Below are 18,379 nucleotides of genomic sequence, written 5' to 3' on the forward strand. Positions count from 1 at the left end.
CAGTGTGCAGATCACAGGTCGAGGAGGCCAGCCAGCACCCGCGCGACCCCGTCCTCGTCGTTCGCCGGAGCCGTCCGGACCGCCGCCGCCAGCACCGTGTGGTGGGCGTTCGCCATCGCGTACGACGTGCCCGCCCAGGCGAGCATCGGCAGGTCGTTCGGCATGTCGCCGAAGGCCACCACGTCGGCCGAGCCGATGCCCAGGTCCGCGCACAGCAGCTCCAGGGTCGACGCCTTGGTCACCCCCGGGCCGCTGATCTCCAGCAGGGCGGTCGCCGACGACCAGGTGATCACCAGCCGGCGCTGGACGACCGCCTCGGCGGCGTCCCAGAACTCCTGGGGCGACAGCTCCTCGTGCCGGGCGAGCAGCTTCAGCGCCGGGCGGTCGAAGAGCTCGGCGATCGGCCCGCGCCGCGCGCCGTCCGGCACCGGGTGCCGCTCGAGGAACTCGCTCTCGAGCCCGATGCCGTCGAGGGTCTCGACCGCGAACACCGAGCCGGGGATGGCCTCGCGCAGGAGCGCGCAGACCTCGAGCCCGAGCGCGGGGTCGATGGGGCGCTCCAGCTGGGGCCGGTGGCGCGCGACGTCCCAGACCAGTGCCCCGTTCGACACGACGGCGAGGCCGTGCTCGCCCACGTGCTCGAAGACCTCCTCGGCCCAGCGCAGCGGCCGCCCGGTCACGAACACGACCGGGATGCCGAGGGCCTCGACCCGCGCGAGCACGTCGGCGGTGTAGTCGGAGACGCTTCCGTCGCTGCGGACCAGGGTGCCGTCCAGGTCGGTGGCGACCAGCTTCACGGGAGCGGTCTCGCCATCACCAGCTGGCCGTCCTCGTTGCTGCCGCGCAGCTCGGTGAACCCGCACTTGGCGAGCACCCGGATGCTGGCCTTGTTCTCCGGCGCGACGCTGGCGCGCACCCGGACGCCGGCGCGGTCGGTCTCGGCCAGCAGGGCGGTGAGCGCCTCGGTCGCGAAGCCCCAGCCGTGCGCCTCGTCGACCAGCCCGTAGCCGACCTCGACCTCGGGGACGCCGTCCGGCGCGTCCTCCGGCGGTCCGAAGAAGCCGATCGAGCCGAGCGCCGTCGTACCCCGCACGATGTGACGCGGCCCCCAGGGGTCCCCGGCGCGGTACATCGTCGCGGCGTCGCGATCGTCCTGCCGCGGGTAGTCGCGGTGCCAGCCCTCGCGGCGGTCGCCCGCGAGGATGGCCGCGGCCTCCTCGGGCGTCCACAGCGGCAGCCGGAGACGCGCCGTCGTGATCACGTCGGGGAGGGTCACCGGGTGTCCCCGAACCAGCGGTCCAGCTCGAGGGCCAGCCCGTCCTCGTAGACGCTGGCGGTCACGTCGTCCGCGGCGGCGAGGACGTCCTCGATCGCCTGGCCCATCGCCACGCCCCGGCGCGCCCAGGCGAACATCTCGAGGTCGTTGCGGCCGTCGCCGACCGCGAGGGCGTCGGCGGCGGTGAGCCCGAGCTTCCCGGCGACGAAGTCGAGGCCGGAGGCCTTGGAGACGCCGACCGGCGCGAGGTCGAGCCACGCCGTCCACCCGACGACGTAGCTGGTGCCGTGCAGGCCGAGCTCGCCGGCCAGGGCGACGAACTCGTCGGCGGTGGACTCGGGGTCGCGGATGATCACCCGGCTGACCTCCGTGGCGAGGAGGTCGTCGACGTCGGTGACGATCATGTCGCCGGAGAGCTCACCGTCCGGGAAGTGCGAGGTGACCCGGTAGCCGACGCCGCGCTCCTCGACCGCGACCAGCGCGCTCGGGTGCCGGGCCAGGATCGCCTCGACGGCCGGCCGGGCGTCGAAGGTCTCCTCGTGGACGACCTCCAGGGGCGGGTACCGGAACACGACCGCGCCGTTCGACGCGACCACCCAGACCCGGTCCCGGTCCGCGCCCGACAGCTCCAGCACGTCGGCGACGTTCGTCATGCCGTGCGGCGAGCGACCGCTGGCGAGGACGACGTGCGCGCCGGCGTCGACGGCCCGCCGTACGGCGTCCTTCACAGCCGGCGAGATCTCCTCACGGGTGACGCCGGACCCCTCGATCCACTTCAGGATGGTCCCGTCGATGTCCAGCGCGACGAGCCTCGGTTGCCAGTCCGTCACTCCCTCGTTCACGAAGCGACCGGCTCCAGCACCTCGCGGCCGCCCAGCCACGGCTGCAGCGCCTTCGGGACCCGCACGGACCCGTCGGCCTGCTGGTGCGTCTCGAGCAGCGCCACGATCGTGCGGGTGATCGCGCAGAGCGTGCCGTTGAGGGTCGCGACCGGCCGGGTGCCGTCCTCGAACCGGCCGCGGATGTCGAGGCGGCGGCTCTGGAACTCGGTGCAGTTCGAGGTCGAGGTCAGCTCGCGGTACTTGCCCTGGGTCGGGATCCACGCCTCGCAGTCGAACTTGCGGATCGCGGACAGGCCGAGGTCGCCGGCGGCGACGTCGATGACCTGGTAGGCGAGCTCGAGCTTGTCGAGGAACTGCTTCTCCCACTCCAGCAGTCGCTGGTGCTCGGCGTACGACTCCTCGAGGGTCGTGTAGACGAACATCTCGACCTTGTCGAACCAGTGCACGCGGATGATGCCCTTGGTGTCCTTGCCGTGCGAGCCGGCCTCCTTGCGGAAGCACGGGCTGAACGCGGCGTACCGCCGGGGCAGCGAGGCGGCGTCGAGGATCTCGTCCGAGTGGTACGCCGCCATCGGGACCTCGGACGTGCCGACCAGGTACATGTCCTGGCCCTCGATCCGGTAGACGTCGTCGGCCGCCTGGCCGAGGAAGCCGGTGCCCTCCATCGCGCGCGGCTTGACCATCGACGGGGCGATGACGGGCGTGAAGCCGACCTCGCGGGCCTGCTCCATGGCCAGGTTGACCAGCGCGAGCTCGAGCTCGGCGCCGACGCCGGTCAGGAAGTAGAAGCGCGACCCCGACACCTTCGCACCGCGGTCGAGGTCGATCGCCCCGAGGATCCGGCCGAGCTCGACGTGGTCGCGAGGCTCGAAGCCCTCGGCGGCGAAGTCGCGTGGCGTGCCGACCCTCTCGAGGACGACGAAGTCGTCCTCGCCGCCGGCCGGCGCCTCGTCGGCCGCGAGGTTGGGGATGTCCATGATCGCGGCCTGCCAGGCCGCCTCGGCCTCGGCCTGGGCGGCCTCGGCCTGCTTCACCTCGGCGGCGAGCGCCTTGGTGCGGGCCAGCAGCTCCTGCTTCTCCTCGCCCTGCGCCCGGGCGACCTGCTTGCCGAGCTGCTTCTGCTCGGCCCGCTTGGCCTCGAACGACGCGATCGCCGCGCGACGGGCGGCGTCCGCGGACAGCGCCCGATCCACGACCTCGGTGGACAGACCGCGCTTGGCCTGGGCGGCTCGCACGCGGTCGGGGTCGTCACGGAGGATGCGCGGGTCGATCATGTCGGCAAGGCTATCCGGGGCGACGCAGGCCCCGCCGCCCAGATACCCGGCAGGCATACTTCCCCCCATGCTCGACCGACCCCGCGCCGTCATCCTGAGCTGGGCTGCCGTCTGCTTCGGGCTGTTCGCGCTGGTGGCGGTCGCCGTCGTCGCCGGGTGGGGGTCGATGACGTCGCTGGACGACCGCGGGGAGCACGCCGAGACCTGGGCGGTCGACTCACCGTGGCTCCGGCAGCCGCTGAACGCCGTCGAGGACGCCTTCGGCACCGTCGGGATGACGATCCTCACGACGCTCCTCGTGGTGTTCCTGGTGGTCAGGGGGCACCGCCGCGCGGCCGTGTTCACCGCTGGCGCGATGATCGCGACCTCGCTGCTCACCACGGCCCTCAAGCTCTCGATCGGCCGCGGCCGGCCGGAGTGGCAGAACCCGGACGAGTTCCTGCACAGCATGTCCTTCCCGTCGGGCCACGCCTCCTCGATCGCCGCGATGGGCGGCATCCTGGTCGTGCTCGTCTCGATGTTCGTCCGCCGGGCGAACCTCCGGCGCACGGCGTACGCCGCGATCGTGCTCGTGGTCCTGGTCGTCGGCGCCGACCGGGTGCTGCTCGGGCGGCACTACCCGAGCGACGTGGTCGCGGGCTTCCTGCTGGGCATCGGCATGGTGCTGCTCGGGATCGCGCTCCACAACCCGCTGCCGCGCAGCCACGCCGCCACCGTCGAGCCGCTGCCGGAGGTGTACCTCTCCGAGCGCAGGCTCGCGGTGATCCTCAACCCGAGCAAGGTCGAGGACGTCGGGCAGTTCGAGTCGATCGTCACCGCGATGGCCGCGGAGGCCGGCTGGTCGGCCCCGACCTGGTACTACACGACCGTCGAGGACCCCGGCACCGGCATGGCCGAGGCCGCCGCGGTCACGGGGGCCGACCTGGTGCTGGTCTGCGGCGGCGACGGCACCGTGCGCGAGGTCTGCGCCGAGCTGGCCGGCACCGGCATCCCGGTCGGCATCGTCCCCGCCGGGACCGGCAACCTGCTGGCGCGCAACCTCGACATCCCGCTCTACATCCGCGCCGCCATCGACGTCGCGCTGAGCGGCCAGGACCGCGCGATCGACCTGGTCGAGGTGTCCGGCGACGGGTTCGAGGACACCCACTTCATGGTCATGGCGGGCATGGGCTTCGACGCCGCGATCATGGAGGGCGTCAACGAGGACATCAAGAAGCGCGTGGGGTGGCTGGCCTACGTGCTGTCGGCCCTCAAGTCCCTGATGTTCCCCGCGGTGCGCGTCGAGGTCTCGGTCGACGGCGGCGACTTCACCAAGCACCGCGCGCGCACGGTCGTCGTCGGCAACGTCGGCTTCCTGCAGGCCGGGATGCCGCTGCTCCCCGAGGCCCGCATCGACGACGGCGTCCTCGACGTGGTGCTGCTGCACCCGCGCAAGTTCCTCTCCTGGGTCCCGCTCGCCTACCGCGTGCTCGCCCGCCGGCCCCGCACCGACGACCTCGTGAACCGGATGACCGGGCACACCGTCGTCATCCGCGCCGCCACCGACACCCCGCGCCAGCTCGACGGCGACTCGATCGGCCCCGGCAAGGAGCTGCGGATGACCTGCATCCACGGGCGGCTGCTGGTCCGGGTGCCTCGGTGACACGCCGGCGGGTTTCACCGGTCAGCCGGTGAAACCCGACCGACACGCCGGGGGTGATCGGCGTGTCGGTCGGGTTTCGGCGGACAGGTTCAGCGCGGCGTGAGCCAGAAGACGGGCAGCTCCCGCGGGGTGCGCTCGGCGTACTTCGCGTAGTTGGGCCAGGTCTCGAGCATGGTCGCCCACTTCTCGTCGCGCTCCGGACCGGTGAGGAGGCGGGCGTCGGCGGCGACGGTGCGGCCGCCGAAGGTCACCAGCGGCTCGTCGGCGGCCTTCAGGTTGGCGACCCACGCGGGCGGCTCGGGGGCACCCCAGTTGGAGCCCGCGACCAGCCAGCCGGCGCCGTGCGGGACGCACAGCAACGGCGTCACGCGCAGGATGCCGGTCCTCCGGCCGGGCACCCGGAGCTGGAGCTCGGGCAGCCCGGCGAAGGTCAGCAGCGTGATCCGGCCGCGGGTGACCCGCTGCAGGGCGAGGTCCGAGCCGACGATCACCCGCGAGAACCGGTGCAGCCAGGGCTGGGAACCCAGCCTCAGGGCCAGCCACCGCATCGGGTTCACAGCGGGAGCCTAGGCCCCCGCGGTCGCCCGCGGGGGCCTCGCGGACCTCAGGCCCGGAACGCCCCCACCGTCGTCCGCAGCGACCCGGCGAGCTGGGCCAGCTCGTCGACGGCCGTCCGCGCCTGGGTCAGGGCCTCGGTGGTGGAGTCGGCGGCCGCGGCCACACCGCTGATGTTGACCGCGATCTCGCTGCTGCCGGTGGAGGCCTCGGCGACGTTGCGGGACATCTCGTTGGTCGTGGCCGTCTGCTCCTCGACCGCCGACGCGATGGTCAGCTGGTAGTCGTTGATCGAGGTGATGATGGCGGCGATCTGCCCGATCGCATCCACCGCGCCCGAGGAGTCGGCCTGGATCGCCTCCACCCGGCGCGCGATGTCCTCGGTGGCGCGGGCGGTCTCCTGGGCCAGCTCCTTGACCTCGTTGGCGACGACGGCGAAGCCCTTGCCGGCCTCGCCGGCGCGAGCCGCCTCGATGGTCGCGTTGAGCGCCAGCAGGTTGGTCTGCTCGGCGATCGAGGTGATGGTCTTGACGACGTTCCCGATCTCCTGGGACGACGCACCGAGCTTGCCGACGGTCAGGTTCGTGCTCTCCACCATCGACACGGCCTCGGCGGCCACGTGGGCGGCGTCGTTGGCCGAGGTCGAGATCTCCCGGATCGACGCACCCATCTGCTCGGCACCGGCGGCGACGGTCTGGACGTTGCGCGAGATCTCCTCGGAGGCCCCGGAGACCACCCCGGCCTGCACCGCGGTCTCCTCGGCGCCCGCGGCGATCTGCTGCGAGGACGCCGACAGCTCCTCCGACGCGGCCGCCACGGCGTCGGCCGACGACACCACGGAGCCCATGAGCTCGCGGAGCTTCCCGGTGGCGACATCGAGGCTCTCGGCCATCCGGCCGACCTCGTCCCGGGCCGCGACGTCCGCGCGACGGGTGAGGTCACCTTCGGCCAGCGCGTCCGCCACGTCCTTGACCCTGCCCACGTTGCGGGCCAGGGCGGTCGCGACGAGCCACCCGACGCCGAGAGCGAGGCCGATCCCGGCCAGCAGCAGGACGATGACCGTCAGGCGGTTGCTCCGGTACGAGCTCTGGGCCGCGGCCGCGGCCTGCTCGGCCTCGGCCGCCTCGATCCCCGTCAGCGTCGTGAGCGAGTCGGCCATCGTCGTGGTGAGCGGCTTCATGACCCGCTCGTTGGCTTCCGACCAGGCCGCGTTGGAGTTGCCCATCGCGAGCGGCGCCATCACGGTGCGCTGCTTCCGGACGTACTCGTCCATGGCCGCGGTCAGCTCGTCGAAGGCCTCCTGCCGCTGCTTGTCGAGACCCCCGGCGCGGTAGCGCGCCGCGGCCTCGTCGAAGTCCGAGCGGAGGGCCTGCAGCTCGTCCAGGGCGGCCCGCGAGTCCTCGTCGGTCACCGCGATCAGGGCGTCGCGGGACTTCAGCCGCATCACGTTGACGGCCACCTCCATGTCCCCCGCGGCGTCGACCGCCGCGAGGTTCTCCGTGTAGATGTCCTCGGCGGCGTTCGCGGACGCGCTCAGTGCACGGAGGCCCATGAGGCCGACGGCGAGCGCCACGATCGCGGTCACCAACACGGCGCTGAGCACCTTGGTGCGGACGGAACGGTCGCGGAACCAGGTCGACCAGGTGGAGGGTCGGGACGCGGACATGCTGTGCCTTTCGCCGGATAACGTCGCCGAGCACGATCGGCCGCGATGCCGCAGACCTGAGGAGTCGGTGGTGCGCCGCCGACGGCGCCGTTACGGGCGGGCGTGCTCGATCGCCTCGAGCTCCTCGGGTGACAGCTGCTGGTCGCACGTCCACCCGGCGATGCTCTTGGCGTAGGTCCGCGCCTCGCTGCGACCGTGGATCGAGGTCAGCACGACACCGTCTCCGCCGTCGTCCAGCAGCGCGAGAGACCACGAGAGGTGCCCGCCCATGTCGCCGAAGGCGTCGTACCGGACCACCGCCAGGTGACGCAGCGCATCCGTCGCCTCGGCGCGCAGGGCCGCGACCTCCTGGCGCAGCCCGTGCACGTCCTCGGGCAGCGCCTCGGCACCGGTGGCCATGCGTCGTCCGGTCCCGCGGCGAGCGCCGAGGGCGACTGCGAGGGCGACGACGGCGAGGGTGAGGGCGGCGATGTCCACGCGCCGAGCCTAGGTGCGGGCCGCGAGCCTCGCGGTGAGGGCATCCAGCGTGTCCACCTCGGCGGAGCCTGTGCGGCCTGGGCGCCCCGGTCTCACCGGCTCCCGCCGGAATCCTGACGCGCGCGGCCGCGTGCGACCATGACGACCGTGACCCGACGCATCGCCTACCAGGGGGAACCCGGCGCGAACTCCCACCAGGTCTGCATGGAGCACTACCCGGACTGGGAGGCCGTGCCGTGCGCGTCGTTCGAGGACGTCTTCGCCGCCGTCGAGTCGGCCCCTGGAGGTGAGCGGAGCGCGGACCTGGCGATGATCCCGATCGACAACTCGATCGCGGGCCGGGTCGCCGACATCCACCACTTCCTGCCGAGCTCCGGCCTGCACATCATCGCCGAGCACTTCCTGCGGATCCGCTTCTGCCTGATGGGCGTCCCGGGGACGACGATGGACACGATCAAGACCGTGCACAGCCACGTGCACGCGCTGGGCCAGTGCCGCAAGATCATCCGCGAGCACGGCTTCAAGCCCATCATCTCCGGCGACACCGCCGGGGCCGCCCGCGAGGTCGCGGAGGCCGCCGACCCGACCCAGGCCGCGATCTCGCCCCCACTGGCCGCGGAGATCTACGGGCTGGAGATCCTCGCGGAGGACGTCGAGGACGAGGAGCACAACACCACGCGCTTCGTCGTGCTCTCCCCCGAGCTCGTCGAGGCCCCGGCGGGCAACGGGCCGGTCGTCACCAGCTTCATCTTCAACGTGCGCAACCTGCCGGCCGCCCTCTACAAGGCGCTGGGCGGCTTCGCGACCAACGGCGTGAACATGACCAAGCTCGAGAGCTACATGGTCGGCGGCGAGTTCACCGCCACCCAGTTCCTCGCCGAGGTCGACGGGCACCCCGACGACATCGGCGTGCAGCGCGCACTCGAGGAGCTCGCGTTCTTCACCACCGACGTCAAGGTGCTCGGGGTCTACCCCGCCGACCCGTTCCGCGCCGAGGTCAGCCCCGGTCCTGCATCGGGTTGAACCGCCGCGGTCGAGTAGGTTCGGCCCGTGGACCAGCAGGACCCCCGGATCGCCGACCTCGGCTTCGCTCGCGTCGACATCGACCGCGCCGCGCGCACCGGCGACCCCGAGGTCGTGTACGGCGCGGGCAAGACACCCGACCAGGTCGTCGCGATCCTCCGCGCGCTGCACGAGAGACACCCCGAGCGGGCGGTCCTCGCGACCCGGCTCGCCCCCGAGGCCCTCGACGTCGTGAGCCGGGCGCTGCCCGACGCCGCCATCGACCTCGTCGCCCGCGCGGTCACCCTCGGGCCGCTGCCGACGCCGACCGGCACCGTCCCGGTCGTCGCCGCCGGCACCTCCGACGCCCCGGTCGCCGCCGAGGCGGCGCTGACCGTGGCCGTCCACGGTGCCGGGGTCGACCGGATCGACGACGTGGGCGTGGCCGGCCTGCACCGGCTGCTCGGCGTCCGGGACCGCCTCGAAGCGGCCGACTGCCTGGTCGTCGTGGCGGGCATGGAGGGCGCGCTGCCCTCGGTGGTCGGCGGGCTGACCGGCGTACCGATGGTGGCCGTCCCGACCAGCGTCGGCTACGGCGCCTCCCTCGGCGGCGTCGCGGCCCTGCTGGCGATGCTGAACTCCTGCGCGCCCGGGGTCACCGTGGTCAACATCGACAACGGGTACGGCGCGGGGGTGCACGCCGCGCGGGTGGCCCGCCAGAGCGTGCCGCGATGACCGCGCTCTGGGTGGACGCCTCCGCGGGGGCCAGCGGCGACATGCTGCTCGGTGCCCTGGTGGGCGCGGGGGTGCCGCTCGACGTGGTCCGGGACGCCGTCGACGCGGTCGCGCCGGAGCCGATCGCGCTGCGGGTCGAGCAGGTACGCCGGGGCGGGCTCGCCGCCACCCGCGTGCACGTCGACGTCACCGACTCGTCGGTGCACCGCACCTGGCACCACGTCCGCGAGCTGCTCGGTCACGGCGCCCTCGAGCCGCGCGTCCGCGACCTCGCGCTCACGACGTTCGAACGGCTCGCGGTCGCGGAGGCCGCCGTCCACGGCACGACGCCCGACGAGGTGCACTTCCACGAGGTCGGGGCGCTGGACGCGATCGCCGACGTGGTCGGCGTGTGCGCGGGGTTCGCCCACCTCGGTGCCGAGGCGGTCACCGTGTCGCCGGTCGCGGTCGGCTCCGGCACGGTCGAGACCGCGCACGGCACGCTGCCGGTGCCGCCGCCCGCCGTCGCCGAGCTGCTCCGGGGGGTGCCCACCCACGCCGGCCGGGTCGCGATGGAGCTGTGCACGCCCACCGGCGCGGCGCTGCTGACCACGCTCGCGACGTCGTACGGGCCGCAGCCGGCGATGACCGTCGACGCCATCGGCATCGGTGCGGGCGGCCGCGACCCCGACGGGCACGCGAACGTGGTCCGGCTCTTCACGGGCGTGCCGGGCGGCGCCGCCGGCGCCGAGGGACCGCTGCTGCTGGAGTGCAACGTCGACGACCTCGACCCGCGGGTGTGGCCGTCGGTGATCGCGGCGCTCCTCGAGGCCGGCGCCTCCGACGCCTGGCTGACGCCGATCCTGATGAAGAAGGGACGCCCGGCGCACACGCTCAGCGCGCTGGTGGACGGCGGCCGGGCGGCCGACGTGCGGGCCGCGATCTTCCGGCAGACCACCACGATCGGCCTGCGGGAGCAGCCGCTGCGCAAGCACGCGCTGGAGCGCGAGTTCGTCTCGGTCGACGTCGACGGACAGACCGTGAGCGTCAAGCTCGCCCGCCATCAGGGTACGGTCGTCAACGCCCAACCCGAGTTCGACGACGTGGCCCGCGCCGCGGTCGCCCTCGGCCGACCGGTGTCCGACGTCCTCGCCGCGGCCGCCGCCCTCGCCAGAAAGTTCCTGTAGTGGATCCCGTGGTCATCGGCCTGACCTTCCTCGCCATCTTCGTGGTCGAGCTGCCCGACAAGACGTTCCTCGCGACCCTGGTGCTCGCCACGAAGTACCGCCCGATCCTGGTCTGGATCGGCGTCGGGCTGGCGTTCACCGTGCAGACGGTCGTCGCCGTGCTGCTCGGGCACGCGGTGTCGTTCCTGCCCGACGACCTGGTCAAGGCGATCGCCGGGGTGATCTTCCTCGTGGGCGCGGTGATCCTGATCCGGGAGGGCCGCAGCCACCAGGCCGCGGAGGGGTCGGACGTCGAGACCAAGGACGTGCACGGCATCCGCGCGGTCATCGCGTCGTTCCTGGTGCTCTTCGCGGCCGAGTGGGGCGACCTGTCCCAGCTGCTGACGATCTCGCTGGTCGCGAAGTACGAGCAGCCCGCGGCCGTGTTCGTCGGTGCGCTCGCCGCCCTGCTCCTGGTGAGCGGCCTGGCCGTGGTCGCCGGCCGCGGGCTGCAGCGGTTCATCAAGTTGCACGTGCTGCACTACGTCGGCGCCGCGATCTGCCTGGTGCTCGCAGCCCTCACGGCGTACGAGCTCTTCTCCTAGGCTGTCGGTCATGTCCACGCACGGCGCCGACAGCGAGGTCGGCACGCTCCAGACCGTCATGCTCCACCGGCCGGGGAACGAGCTGAAGCGGCTCACCCCGCGCAACAACGACCGCCTGCTGTTCGACGGCATCCCGTGGGTGGCCCGGGCCCAGGAGGAGCACGACGCGTTCGCGCAGCAGCTGCGCGAACGCGGCGTCGAGGTCCTCTACCTCACCGACCTGCTGACCGAGACCCTCGCGAGCGACGACGCGCGCAACCACGCGATCACCACCGCGCTCGCCGGCCTGCACCTCGGCGACACGCTGCGGTCCTACCTCGCCCGGTTCCTCCGGGAGGCGTCACCGGAGGAGCTCACCGACTACCTCACCGCGGGCATCCGCAACGACGAGGTGCGCGGCGGCCACGGCATCGTCACCTCGCTGCTCGCCAGCGACGACTTCCTCATCGACCCGCTGCCGAACCTGCTGTTCACCCGCGACTCCAGCGTCTGGGTCCGGGATCGCGTGGCGGTGACCTCGCTGGCCATGCCGGCGCGCACCCGCGAGACGCAGCTGACCGAGCTCATCTACACCGAGCACCCGCGGTTCCGCGGCACCCGGAAGATCCACGGCTGGCACCACGAGCACGTGGAGGGCGGGGACGTGCTGCTGATGGCGCCGGGCGTGATCGCGGTCGGCGTCGGCGAGCGCACCACCCCCGCCGGCGTGGAGCGGTTCGCCCGCCAGGTCTTCCACGCCGACCTGGCGCGCACGGTGCTCGCCGTACCGATCGCGCAGGAGCGCGCGACCATGCACCTCGACACGGTCTGCACGATGGTCGACACCGACAAGATCGTGATGTACCCGAACGTCGCCGACTCGCTCCAGGCGTACGCCGTCACGCTCGCCGACCGCGCCGAGGACGACCGCGACCTGGTGCTGCAGGTGGCCGACGCCGAGCCGTTCCTGGTCGCGGCCGCGAAGGCGATGGAGATCGACACCCTCCACCAGATCGACACCGGCCTCGACCCGGTGACCGCCGAGCGCGAGCAGTGGGACGACGGCAACAACACCCTGGCCGTCGCGCCCCGGGTGGCGGTCGCGTACGAGCGGAACGTCGAGACCAACGCCCGCCTCGAGGAGGCCGGCATCGAGGTGGTCCGCATCTCCGGCTCCGAGCTCGGCTCCGGCCGCGGCGGCCCCCGCTGCATGAGCTGCCCGATCTCCCGGGCCCCGCTCACCGTCGACTGATCTGACGGATAGTCCCTGACGAAAATGTCGTGAACTGGCCGGCCGGCCGACATTTTCGTCAGGGACTATCCGCCTAGACAGCCTCGGGGTAGGGGTCGGGGAGGTCCGGCTCGAGCTCCGGCATCACCATGGGCTTGGGGCGGAGAAGGACCCCGCCGGCGACGGCTGCGAGGAGGGCGGCGGCCGCGCCGACCGCGAACGCGAGCTGGAAGCCGCCGTTGAGGGCCTCGAGCGGCGCGGTGCCGGCGGCCGCCAGCGACTCGGTGCGGGCCGTCGAGATGCTGACCAGCACGGCCAGGCCGAGCGCGCCGCCCATCATGAACGACGTGTTCACGACGCCGGAGGCGAGGCCGGACTCGTGCGGCTCGACGTCGCCCATCGCCGCGAGCAGCACCGGGTTGAACGCGATGCCCGCGCCGGCGCCGAGCAGCAGCATCGACGGCAGCACGTGGACGGCGAAGTCGCCACCGACCGGCGCCTGCGAGAACAGCGCGAGGCTGATCGCGGCCAGGGTCAGGCCGGCGACCAGCGGCGGGCGGATGCCGAACCGCATCACGAGCTTGTCCGAGACCCGCAGCGAGCAGACCGCCATCACGACGCTGGTGGGGACGAACGCGAGACCGACCTCGAGGGCGCCGTACCCGAGCACCTGCTGGAGGTAGAGCGCGGCCAGGAAGAACCACGCGAACATCGCGGCCGCCCAGAACACGCCCACGACCTGCGACACGACGACGTTGCGGAGCCGGAACAGCCGCAGCGGGACCAGCGGCTCGGCGGTGCGCGACTCCCAGAGGACGAACGCCGCCAACAGGACCGCGCTGCCGCCGAGCAGGGCCCAGGTGCTGCTGACGATCCCGTAGACCGAGAGCATCAGCGCGCCGGTGACCAGCACGGCGCCGAGGACGTCGATCCGCGCGCGCTGCGGGACCACCTCGTCGCCGGGGAGCACCCGGCGGGCGGCGAGCCAGACGCCGACCCCGATCGGGACGTTCACCAGGAAGATCCAGTGCCACGAGAACAGCCCGGTGAGGACGCCGCCGAGCAGCACGCCCACGGCGCCGCCCCCGGACATCACGAAGCCGAAGAAGCCCATCGCCTTCGCCCGCTCGCCCGGGTCGGAGAAGAGCCCCATGATCAGCGACAGCGCGACCGCGGACACCGCGGCACCGCCGAGACCCTGGACCGCGCGCCCGACCACCAGCAGCGACGCGGTCGGCGCCAGCCCGCAGGCGACCGAGGCGGCGGTGAACGACACCACGCCGCCGAGGAAGACGCGCTTGTTGCCCAGCAGGTCGCCGAGCCGGCCGGAGAGCAGCAGGAACCCGCCGAAGGTCAGCAGGTACGCGTTGACCACCCACGCCAGCGCCGACTGGGAGAACCCCAGGTCCGCCTGGATGGACGGCAGCGCGACGTTCACGATGCTCGAGTCCAGCACGATCATCAGGTCGCCGAGGCACAGCACGTACAGCGCCAGCCAGCGGCTCTTCAGGTCGGTCATCATCGTCTCCTCGGTGGCAGGTTCCCTCACCTGCTCCACGAACCAGGAACTACGAAATCGACAGACCTGCCGAGAATTGCTTTCTCATCGGTGCCGTCGGGCGTCAAACGTGCCGGCGCGACTGCACCACCCGGAACCGCGGGGCGACGTAGGCGCCGTCGGTGTACGAGGCGTTCGCCGCCGGGTTGGCGCCGGTGCCGTGGAAGTCGGAGAACGCCGCCGACTGGTTGACGAACACCCCGCCGAGCAGGTTCTCCGACAGCGCCACGCCCGCGTCGAGCGCGGCGTCGCGCATCTGCTCGACGACCTCGTCGGACGTCGAGTACACGGCCGCGGTCATCGCGCCGTGCCGCTGGACGGTGTCGCGGAACAGCTCGATGGACTGGTCGGTGCCGTCGGTCTCGATCAGGTACGAGACCGGCCCGAAGCACTCCGACTCGTAGACGTCCGCGTCCTTCGCGGTCAGCCGCAGCAGCGTGGGCGTGCGGACCGTGGCGCCGTCGTACGAGGGATGGCGAACCTCACGGCTCGCAACGAGCACATCACCGCGGCGACCGGCCGACGCAGCCTCCAGTCGCTCGACGACGCCCGCGTTCACGATGCCGCCGAGCAGCTCGACGGCGCGGGCGTCGTCCCCGAGCAGCCGGTGGAGCGCGGCGCCGATGCCCGCGGCCACCTCGGCCGGCGACTTCACCCCGTCCTCGGTCGCCACCCCTGCCGCCGGCAGGTAGACGTTCTGCGGCGCGGTGCACATCTGGCCGGAGTAGAGCGAGAACGAGAACGCGAGGTTCTGGCACATCGCGGCGAAGTCCGAGGTGGAGTCGAGGACGACGGTGTTGACGCCCGCCTTCTCGGTGAACACCACGGCCTGCCGGGCGTGCTCCTCCAGCCAGTCGCCGAACGCGTTCCCGCCGGTGAAGTCGACGAGCCTCACCTCGGGGCGGACGGCGAGCGTCGCGGCCAGGTGGTCGTCGGGCTCCTCGGCGGCCAGCGTGACCAGGTTCGGGTCGAAGCCCGCCTCGGCCAGCACCTCGCGGCAGACCTGCACGGTGATCGCGAGCGGCAGCACCGCCGCCGGGTGCGGCTTGACGACGACCGGGTTGCCGGTGACCAGCGAAGCGAACAGGCCCGGCCAGGAGTTCCAGGTCGGGAAGGTGTTGCACCCGATCACCAGCGCGACGCCGCGGGGCACGACGGTGAAGGTCTTCTCCATCCGCAGCGGCTCGCCGCGGCCGGGCTTCTCCCAGATCGCGGTGGCCGGCGTCCGGGTCATCTCGGTCCACGCGTAGGCGATCGCCTCGAGTGCGCGGTCCAGCGCGTGCGCCCCGCCCGCCTGGAACGCCATCACGAACGCCTGGCCGCTGGTGTGCTGCACCGCGTTGGCCAGCTCGAAGATACGCGCGTGGAGGCGGTCCAGGATCTCCAGGCACACGCCCGTGCGACCCTCGGGACCCGCGTCCCGCCACCCCTTCATGCCGGCACGCACCGCCGACAGCAGCGCGTCGACGTCCACGACCCGCGGGTAGGAGACGCCGAGGTCCAGGCCGAACGGCGAGCGCTCGGTCGCCACCGTGCCGGAGGCACCCGGGGTCTCCAGCGGGAAGGCGCCGCCGAGCCACGCCTCGAACGCCGCCCTGCCGGACCCGGCGGCCTCCTCGCCGTACACCCGCGGCGACGGCGACTCGTCGAAAGCCGAGAAGTACGTGCGGCCGGCGCAGGCCGCGACGGCGTCGTCGAGACGCTGGCGGTGGCGGTCGAGGAGGGCGGTCGGGGCGGCGGTCATGGTCGATCTCCTTGTGACAGTGACGAGACACTCTCGCACAGAACTGTCACAAGCCGGGAGCCCGACTACCCTGCTCCTCCATGAGGGTGCGTTGGATCGGGCTGACGCTCGCGCTCGTGGGGATCGGAGCCGTCGCCGGGTACGGCGTCGGCGTCCTCCGGCACGAGGCCCCCACCACCTTCGCGGCGGCCGCGCCGGTGCCGGCGAGCTCGCCGTCCATCCCGGTGCTGCCCCTGCAGCCGTACGCACCCGACATCGACTACCCGCCGCTCGCGGCGGGGCTCGAGTACGCGCCGCACCGGCTCGGTGACCCGACGTACCAGTGGCGGTACGACGTGCCGCGCGGGTGGGTCCCCGAGGACGTCTCGCCGCTGTTCGAGGTCCGGTGGCGCCCGGCCGACGAGCCGACGACCGGCGGCTACAGCCTGCGCGCGAAGCTGGTCAACGAGCACCGGACCCCCGGCGAGATGGTGTCGGCGAAGCTGGCGGCCGTGCGGGTGCTCTACCGCGACGTCACGGTGCTGGCCCGCACCGACGACATGCTCTCGTTCCGGTACCGCGAGCCCGACCGCAACACGCTGCGCTTCAACACGTTCACCTGGTTCGCCGCGCCGGGCGGCACCACCGCCGAGTTCGAGATGAGCGTCGTGGGGCGGGCGGTCGACCTCCCCGGCCTCGACAGCCTGCGCGACCACGTCGCCGCCAGCGTCGAGAAGCTGACCCGTCCGGCCGCCGGAGTGGCACGCTGAGCACATGGAACGCGTGCTGGGCATCGGCGGGTACTTCCTGCGGGCGACCGACCCGGACGCCCTGAGCGCCTGGTACCGCGACTGCCTCGGGCTGGACGTCGACGAGCACGGCCTGTGGCGGCCCGAGCCGGGACCGACGGTGTTCGCGGCGTTCGCGGCCGACACCGACTACCTCGGCTCCCGCGACCAGGGGACGATGCTGAACTTCCGGGTCCGCGACCTCGACGCGATGCTCGCGCAGCTGCGGGCGGCCGGGGCCGACGTCGCCGAGGAGGTCCAGGACCTGGACGGCGTGGGCCGGTTCGGCTGGGTCACCGACCCGGAGGGCAACCGGATCGAGCTCTGGCAGCAGGCCTGAGCGCGGGTCAGAACCCGCGCGCCTGCACCTCGTCGAGGACGAGGTTCGCGGTCGCCCGCGTGGCGCTGCGGACCTGCACCCACAGCAGCCGGTTCGCCGCCAGCTGGACCACCCGCTCCACCGTCACCCCACCGGGGCAGTCGGTGAACAGCACGGTCCGTGACGGGTGGCCGTCGAAGGTGCCCTGGACCTGGGTCTGCTTGGCACCGCACTCGGGGTGCTGCGGCAGCCGGACCGGCAGCTCGGTCCCGGGCAGGATGCCGAGGAAGACCCCCTGGGCCGTCGAGCTCACGTCGGTCCAGCGCGGCGACGTCCCGACCGACAGCGCGGGGAACTCGCCGCCGTCCAGCGGCGCCGTCCACCCGCTCGGGGCCAGCGCCCGCTCCCAGTCGCCGGGCACGGTCACGTAGAGGGTGCCGGTGTCGTCGCCGACGGTGGCCTCGCTCTCGCCGCGCTGCTCGTACCAGTAGCCGGCGCCGGCGCCGGCCGCGAGCGCGAGCACGCCGGCCAGCGCACCGGCGACCCAGCGGCCCCGGCGGCGCCGGGGCGGGACCGGTGGCGGTAGCGGGTCGCCGGACGGCAGCGGCGACGGGCGCGCCCCGGGCTGGGTCAGGTGCGGGTCGACGGGCAGCCACGCGGCCGACCGGTCGTCGGCGGTCACCGGCGTGAGCGCCGCCTCGAGCGCGGCGAGGTACGACGCGACGTCCGGCCAGCGGTCGTCGCGGTCCCGGGCGAGGCCCCGGCGTACGACGGCGTCCACCTCGCGGGGGAACGGGCGCTCGGGCGAGGAGAGCGGCGGCGGCGCGGCGGGCGAGGCGGGCGCCGACAGGGTCGCGTGCGAGTAGGGCGCCCGCCCGCTCAGCAGCAGGTAGGTCAGCGCGGCGAGGGAGTACAGGTCGGCGCGCGGGTCGAGCGGCTCGCCCTGCGCCTGCTCCGGCGCGACGAACGTCGGCGTGCCCGCGATCATCGTCAGCCGCGAGGACACGTCCAGCGCCTTGCCGAGGCCGAGGTCGGCGACCATCGCGCGCACGGAGCCGTTGGCCGACCCGCTCGCGGAGTCCTCGACGGTGCGGAACAGCACGTTCGCGGGCTTCACGTCGCGGTGCAGCACGCCGCGCTCGTGCAGCGCCCGGAGGCCCGACCCGACCTGGCGCACGACCTCCAGAGTCTGCGCCGGCGTCAGGCCCTCGACCTCGAGCCGGTCGGCGAGGGTGCCCTGGTCGGCGTACGACATCACCAGGTACGGCCGGCCGTCCTCGAGCTCGCCGGCGTCGTACACGCTCACGACGTACGGCGACTCCACCTTGCGGAGGAACCGCCCCTCCTCGACGAACCGCTGGCGCACGGCGGTGTCCTCGGTCCAGTTCTCCGCGAGGACCTTGACCGCGACCGGCGAGTCGAGCTGCTCGTCGTACGCGAGCCACACCGTCGCGAAGCCGCCGGAGCCGATGCGACGGCGCACGACGTAGCGACCGAGACGAGAGGGCATGGACACCGGGCCATTATCACGGGCTCGGGGTCCGACCCCGAGATACTTAAGG

18 protein-coding genes are annotated in these 18,379 nt (G+C 72.9%); 8 read left to right on the forward strand and 10 right to left on the reverse strand.

Features of this window, described 5'->3' with window-relative positions; all coding sequences use genetic code 11:
• Window positions 1-11: 11 nt before the first annotated feature.
• Genes ABD086_RS20475 through serS form a run of 4 tightly spaced genes read right to left on the reverse strand, consistent with a single transcriptional unit; the run spans window position 12 to window position 3,392 of the window.
• Window positions 12-797, reverse strand: a complete 786-nt coding sequence (locus ABD086_RS20475; RefSeq protein WP_343909655.1) for a Cof-type HAD-IIB family hydrolase — start codon at window positions 795-797, stop codon at window positions 12-14.
• Window positions 794-1,276, reverse strand: coding sequence for a GNAT family N-acetyltransferase (locus ABD086_RS20480; protein WP_343909657.1), 483 nt, complete (start codon window positions 1,274-1,276; stop codon window positions 794-796). The genes ABD086_RS20475 and ABD086_RS20480 overlap by 4 nt, the downstream gene beginning before the upstream one ends.
• Window positions 1,273-2,118: an HAD family hydrolase gene (locus ABD086_RS20485; RefSeq protein ID WP_343909659.1), complete on the reverse strand. Its 846-nt coding sequence runs from the start codon at window positions 2,116-2,118 to the stop codon at window positions 1,273-1,275. Before ABD086_RS20485 ends, ABD086_RS20480 begins: the two co-directional genes overlap by 4 nt.
• Window positions 2,115-3,392, reverse strand: coding sequence for a serine--tRNA ligase (gene serS, locus ABD086_RS20490; protein ID WP_343909661.1), 1,278 nt, complete (start codon window positions 3,390-3,392; stop codon window positions 2,115-2,117). The genes ABD086_RS20485 and serS overlap by 4 nt, the downstream gene beginning before the upstream one ends.
• A gap of 67 nt (window positions 3,393-3,459) precedes the next feature.
• On the opposite strand from serS, the gene ABD086_RS20495 reads away from it, so the two are divergent.
• Entirely contained in the window at window positions 3,460-5,034 is a 1,575-nt protein-coding gene (locus tag ABD086_RS20495) for a bifunctional phosphatase PAP2/diacylglycerol kinase family protein (protein ID WP_343909663.1), read from the forward strand.
• A gap of 89 nt (window positions 5,035-5,123) precedes the next feature.
• On the opposite strand, the gene ABD086_RS20500 is transcribed toward ABD086_RS20495, so the two are convergent.
• The 3 genes from ABD086_RS20500 to ABD086_RS20510 form a co-directional block, all read right to left on the reverse strand.
• The gene (locus ABD086_RS20500; protein ID WP_343909992.1) at window positions 5,124-5,582 is read right to left on the reverse strand and encodes a nitroreductase family deazaflavin-dependent oxidoreductase; all 459 of its coding nucleotides are present in this window, start codon (window positions 5,580-5,582) and stop codon (window positions 5,124-5,126) included.
• A gap of 56 nt (window positions 5,583-5,638) precedes the next feature.
• Complete coding sequence (locus ABD086_RS20505) at window positions 5,639-7,255, reverse strand: methyl-accepting chemotaxis protein (protein WP_343909665.1); 1,617 nt, start codon at window positions 7,253-7,255, stop codon at window positions 5,639-5,641.
• A gap of 90 nt (window positions 7,256-7,345) precedes the next feature.
• A complete protein-coding gene (locus ABD086_RS20510) occupies window positions 7,346-7,732 on the reverse strand; it encodes a DUF4446 family protein (protein ID WP_343909667.1) in 387 nt (128 codons plus the stop codon).
• Between the two features lie 138 nt (window positions 7,733-7,870).
• Here ABD086_RS20510 and ABD086_RS20515 point away from each other — a divergent pair, with 138 nt between their 5' ends.
• Genes ABD086_RS20515 through ABD086_RS20535 form a run of 5 tightly spaced genes read left to right on the forward strand, consistent with a single transcriptional unit; the run spans window position 7,871 to window position 12,450 of the window.
• The gene (locus tag ABD086_RS20515) at window positions 7,871-8,755 is read left to right on the forward strand and encodes a prephenate dehydratase (protein ID WP_343909669.1); all 885 of its coding nucleotides are present in this window, start codon (window positions 7,871-7,873) and stop codon (window positions 8,753-8,755) included.
• 27 nt (window positions 8,756-8,782) lie between these two features.
• Window positions 8,783-9,469 (forward strand): nickel pincer cofactor biosynthesis protein LarB, encoded by a 687-nt coding sequence (larB, locus tag ABD086_RS20520; protein WP_343909670.1) that lies wholly within the window; start codon window positions 8,783-8,785, stop codon window positions 9,467-9,469.
• Window positions 9,466-10,635, forward strand: a complete 1,170-nt coding sequence (gene larC, locus ABD086_RS20525) for a nickel pincer cofactor biosynthesis protein LarC (RefSeq protein ID WP_343909671.1) — start codon at window positions 9,466-9,468, stop codon at window positions 10,633-10,635. The genes larB and larC overlap by 4 nt, the downstream gene beginning before the upstream one ends.
• On the forward strand, window positions 10,635-11,219 hold the full coding sequence (locus ABD086_RS20530) for a TMEM165/GDT1 family protein (protein WP_343909673.1): 585 nt from the start codon (window positions 10,635-10,637) through the stop codon (window positions 11,217-11,219). Before larC ends, ABD086_RS20530 begins: the two co-directional genes overlap by 1 nt.
• Before the next feature lie 10 nt (window positions 11,220-11,229).
• Window positions 11,230-12,450, forward strand: coding sequence for an arginine deiminase (locus ABD086_RS20535; RefSeq protein ID WP_343909675.1), 1,221 nt, complete (start codon window positions 11,230-11,232; stop codon window positions 12,448-12,450).
• Window positions 12,451-12,523: 73 nt separating this feature from the next.
• On the opposite strand, the gene ABD086_RS20540 is transcribed toward ABD086_RS20535, so the two are convergent.
• A complete protein-coding gene (locus tag ABD086_RS20540) occupies window positions 12,524-13,948 on the reverse strand; it encodes a DHA2 family efflux MFS transporter permease subunit (protein WP_343909677.1) in 1,425 nt (474 codons plus the stop codon).
• Between the two features lie 103 nt (window positions 13,949-14,051).
• On the reverse strand, window positions 14,052-15,731 hold the full coding sequence (gene paaN / locus ABD086_RS20545) for a phenylacetic acid degradation protein PaaN (protein WP_343909679.1): 1,680 nt from the start codon (window positions 15,729-15,731) through the stop codon (window positions 14,052-14,054).
• 80 nt (window positions 15,732-15,811) lie between these two features.
• On the opposite strand from paaN, the gene ABD086_RS20550 reads away from it, so the two are divergent.
• Together ABD086_RS20550 and ABD086_RS20555 are read left to right on the forward strand one after the other, a co-directional pair.
• A complete protein-coding gene (locus ABD086_RS20550; RefSeq protein WP_343909681.1) occupies window positions 15,812-16,480 on the forward strand; it encodes a hypothetical protein in 669 nt (222 codons plus the stop codon).
• 4 nt (window positions 16,481-16,484) lie between these two features.
• Window positions 16,485-16,838 (forward strand): VOC family protein, encoded by a 354-nt coding sequence (locus tag ABD086_RS20555; protein ID WP_343909683.1) that lies wholly within the window; start codon window positions 16,485-16,487, stop codon window positions 16,836-16,838.
• A 7-nt stretch (window positions 16,839-16,845) separates the two neighbouring features.
• On the opposite strand, the gene ABD086_RS20560 is transcribed toward ABD086_RS20555, so the two are convergent.
• Window positions 16,846-18,327: a serine/threonine-protein kinase gene (locus tag ABD086_RS20560; RefSeq protein WP_343909994.1), complete on the reverse strand. Its 1,482-nt coding sequence runs from the start codon at window positions 18,325-18,327 to the stop codon at window positions 16,846-16,848.
• Window positions 18,328-18,379 lie beyond the last annotated feature (52 nt).

Source organism: Nocardioides aquiterrae (assembly GCF_039526625.1).
GTDB lineage: Bacteria > Actinomycetota > Actinomycetes > Propionibacteriales > Nocardioidaceae > Nocardioides > Nocardioides aquiterrae.

Bases quoted from the DNA above. Each gene is read 5' to 3' on its own strand.
- ABD086_RS20550 (WP_343909681.1), top strand. From the start codon at position 15,812: ATGAGGGTGCGTTGGATCGGGCTGACGCTCGCGCTCGTGGGGATCGGA.
- ABD086_RS20495 (WP_343909663.1), top strand. From the start codon at position 3,460: ATGCTCGACCGACCCCGCGCCGTCATCCTGAGCTGGGCTGCCGTCTGC.
- serS (WP_343909661.1), bottom strand. From the start codon at position 3,392: ATGATCGACCCGCGCATCCTCCGTGACGACCCCGACCGCGTGCGAGCC.
- larC (WP_343909671.1), top strand. From the start codon at position 9,466: ATGACCGCGCTCTGGGTGGACGCCTCCGCGGGGGCCAGCGGCGACATG.
- ABD086_RS20535 (WP_343909675.1), top strand. From the start codon at position 11,230: ATGTCCACGCACGGCGCCGACAGCGAGGTCGGCACGCTCCAGACCGTC.
- ABD086_RS20515 (WP_343909669.1), top strand. From the start codon at position 7,871: ATGACGACCGTGACCCGACGCATCGCCTACCAGGGGGAACCCGGCGCG.
- ABD086_RS20500 (WP_343909992.1), bottom strand. From the start codon at position 5,582: ATGCGGTGGCTGGCCCTGAGGCTGGGTTCCCAGCCCTGGCTGCACCGG.
- ABD086_RS20540 (WP_343909677.1), bottom strand. From the start codon at position 13,948: ATGACCGACCTGAAGAGCCGCTGGCTGGCGCTGTACGTGCTGTGCCTC.
- ABD086_RS20505 (WP_343909665.1), bottom strand. From the start codon at position 7,255: ATGTCCGCGTCCCGACCCTCCACCTGGTCGACCTGGTTCCGCGACCGT.
- ABD086_RS20560 (WP_343909994.1), bottom strand. From the start codon at position 18,327: ATGCCCTCTCGTCTCGGTCGCTACGTCGTGCGCCGTCGCATCGGCTCC.
- ABD086_RS20555 (WP_343909683.1), top strand. From the start codon at position 16,485: ATGGAACGCGTGCTGGGCATCGGCGGGTACTTCCTGCGGGCGACCGAC.
- paaN (WP_343909679.1), bottom strand. From the start codon at position 15,731: ATGACCGCCGCCCCGACCGCCCTCCTCGACCGCCACCGCCAGCGTCTC.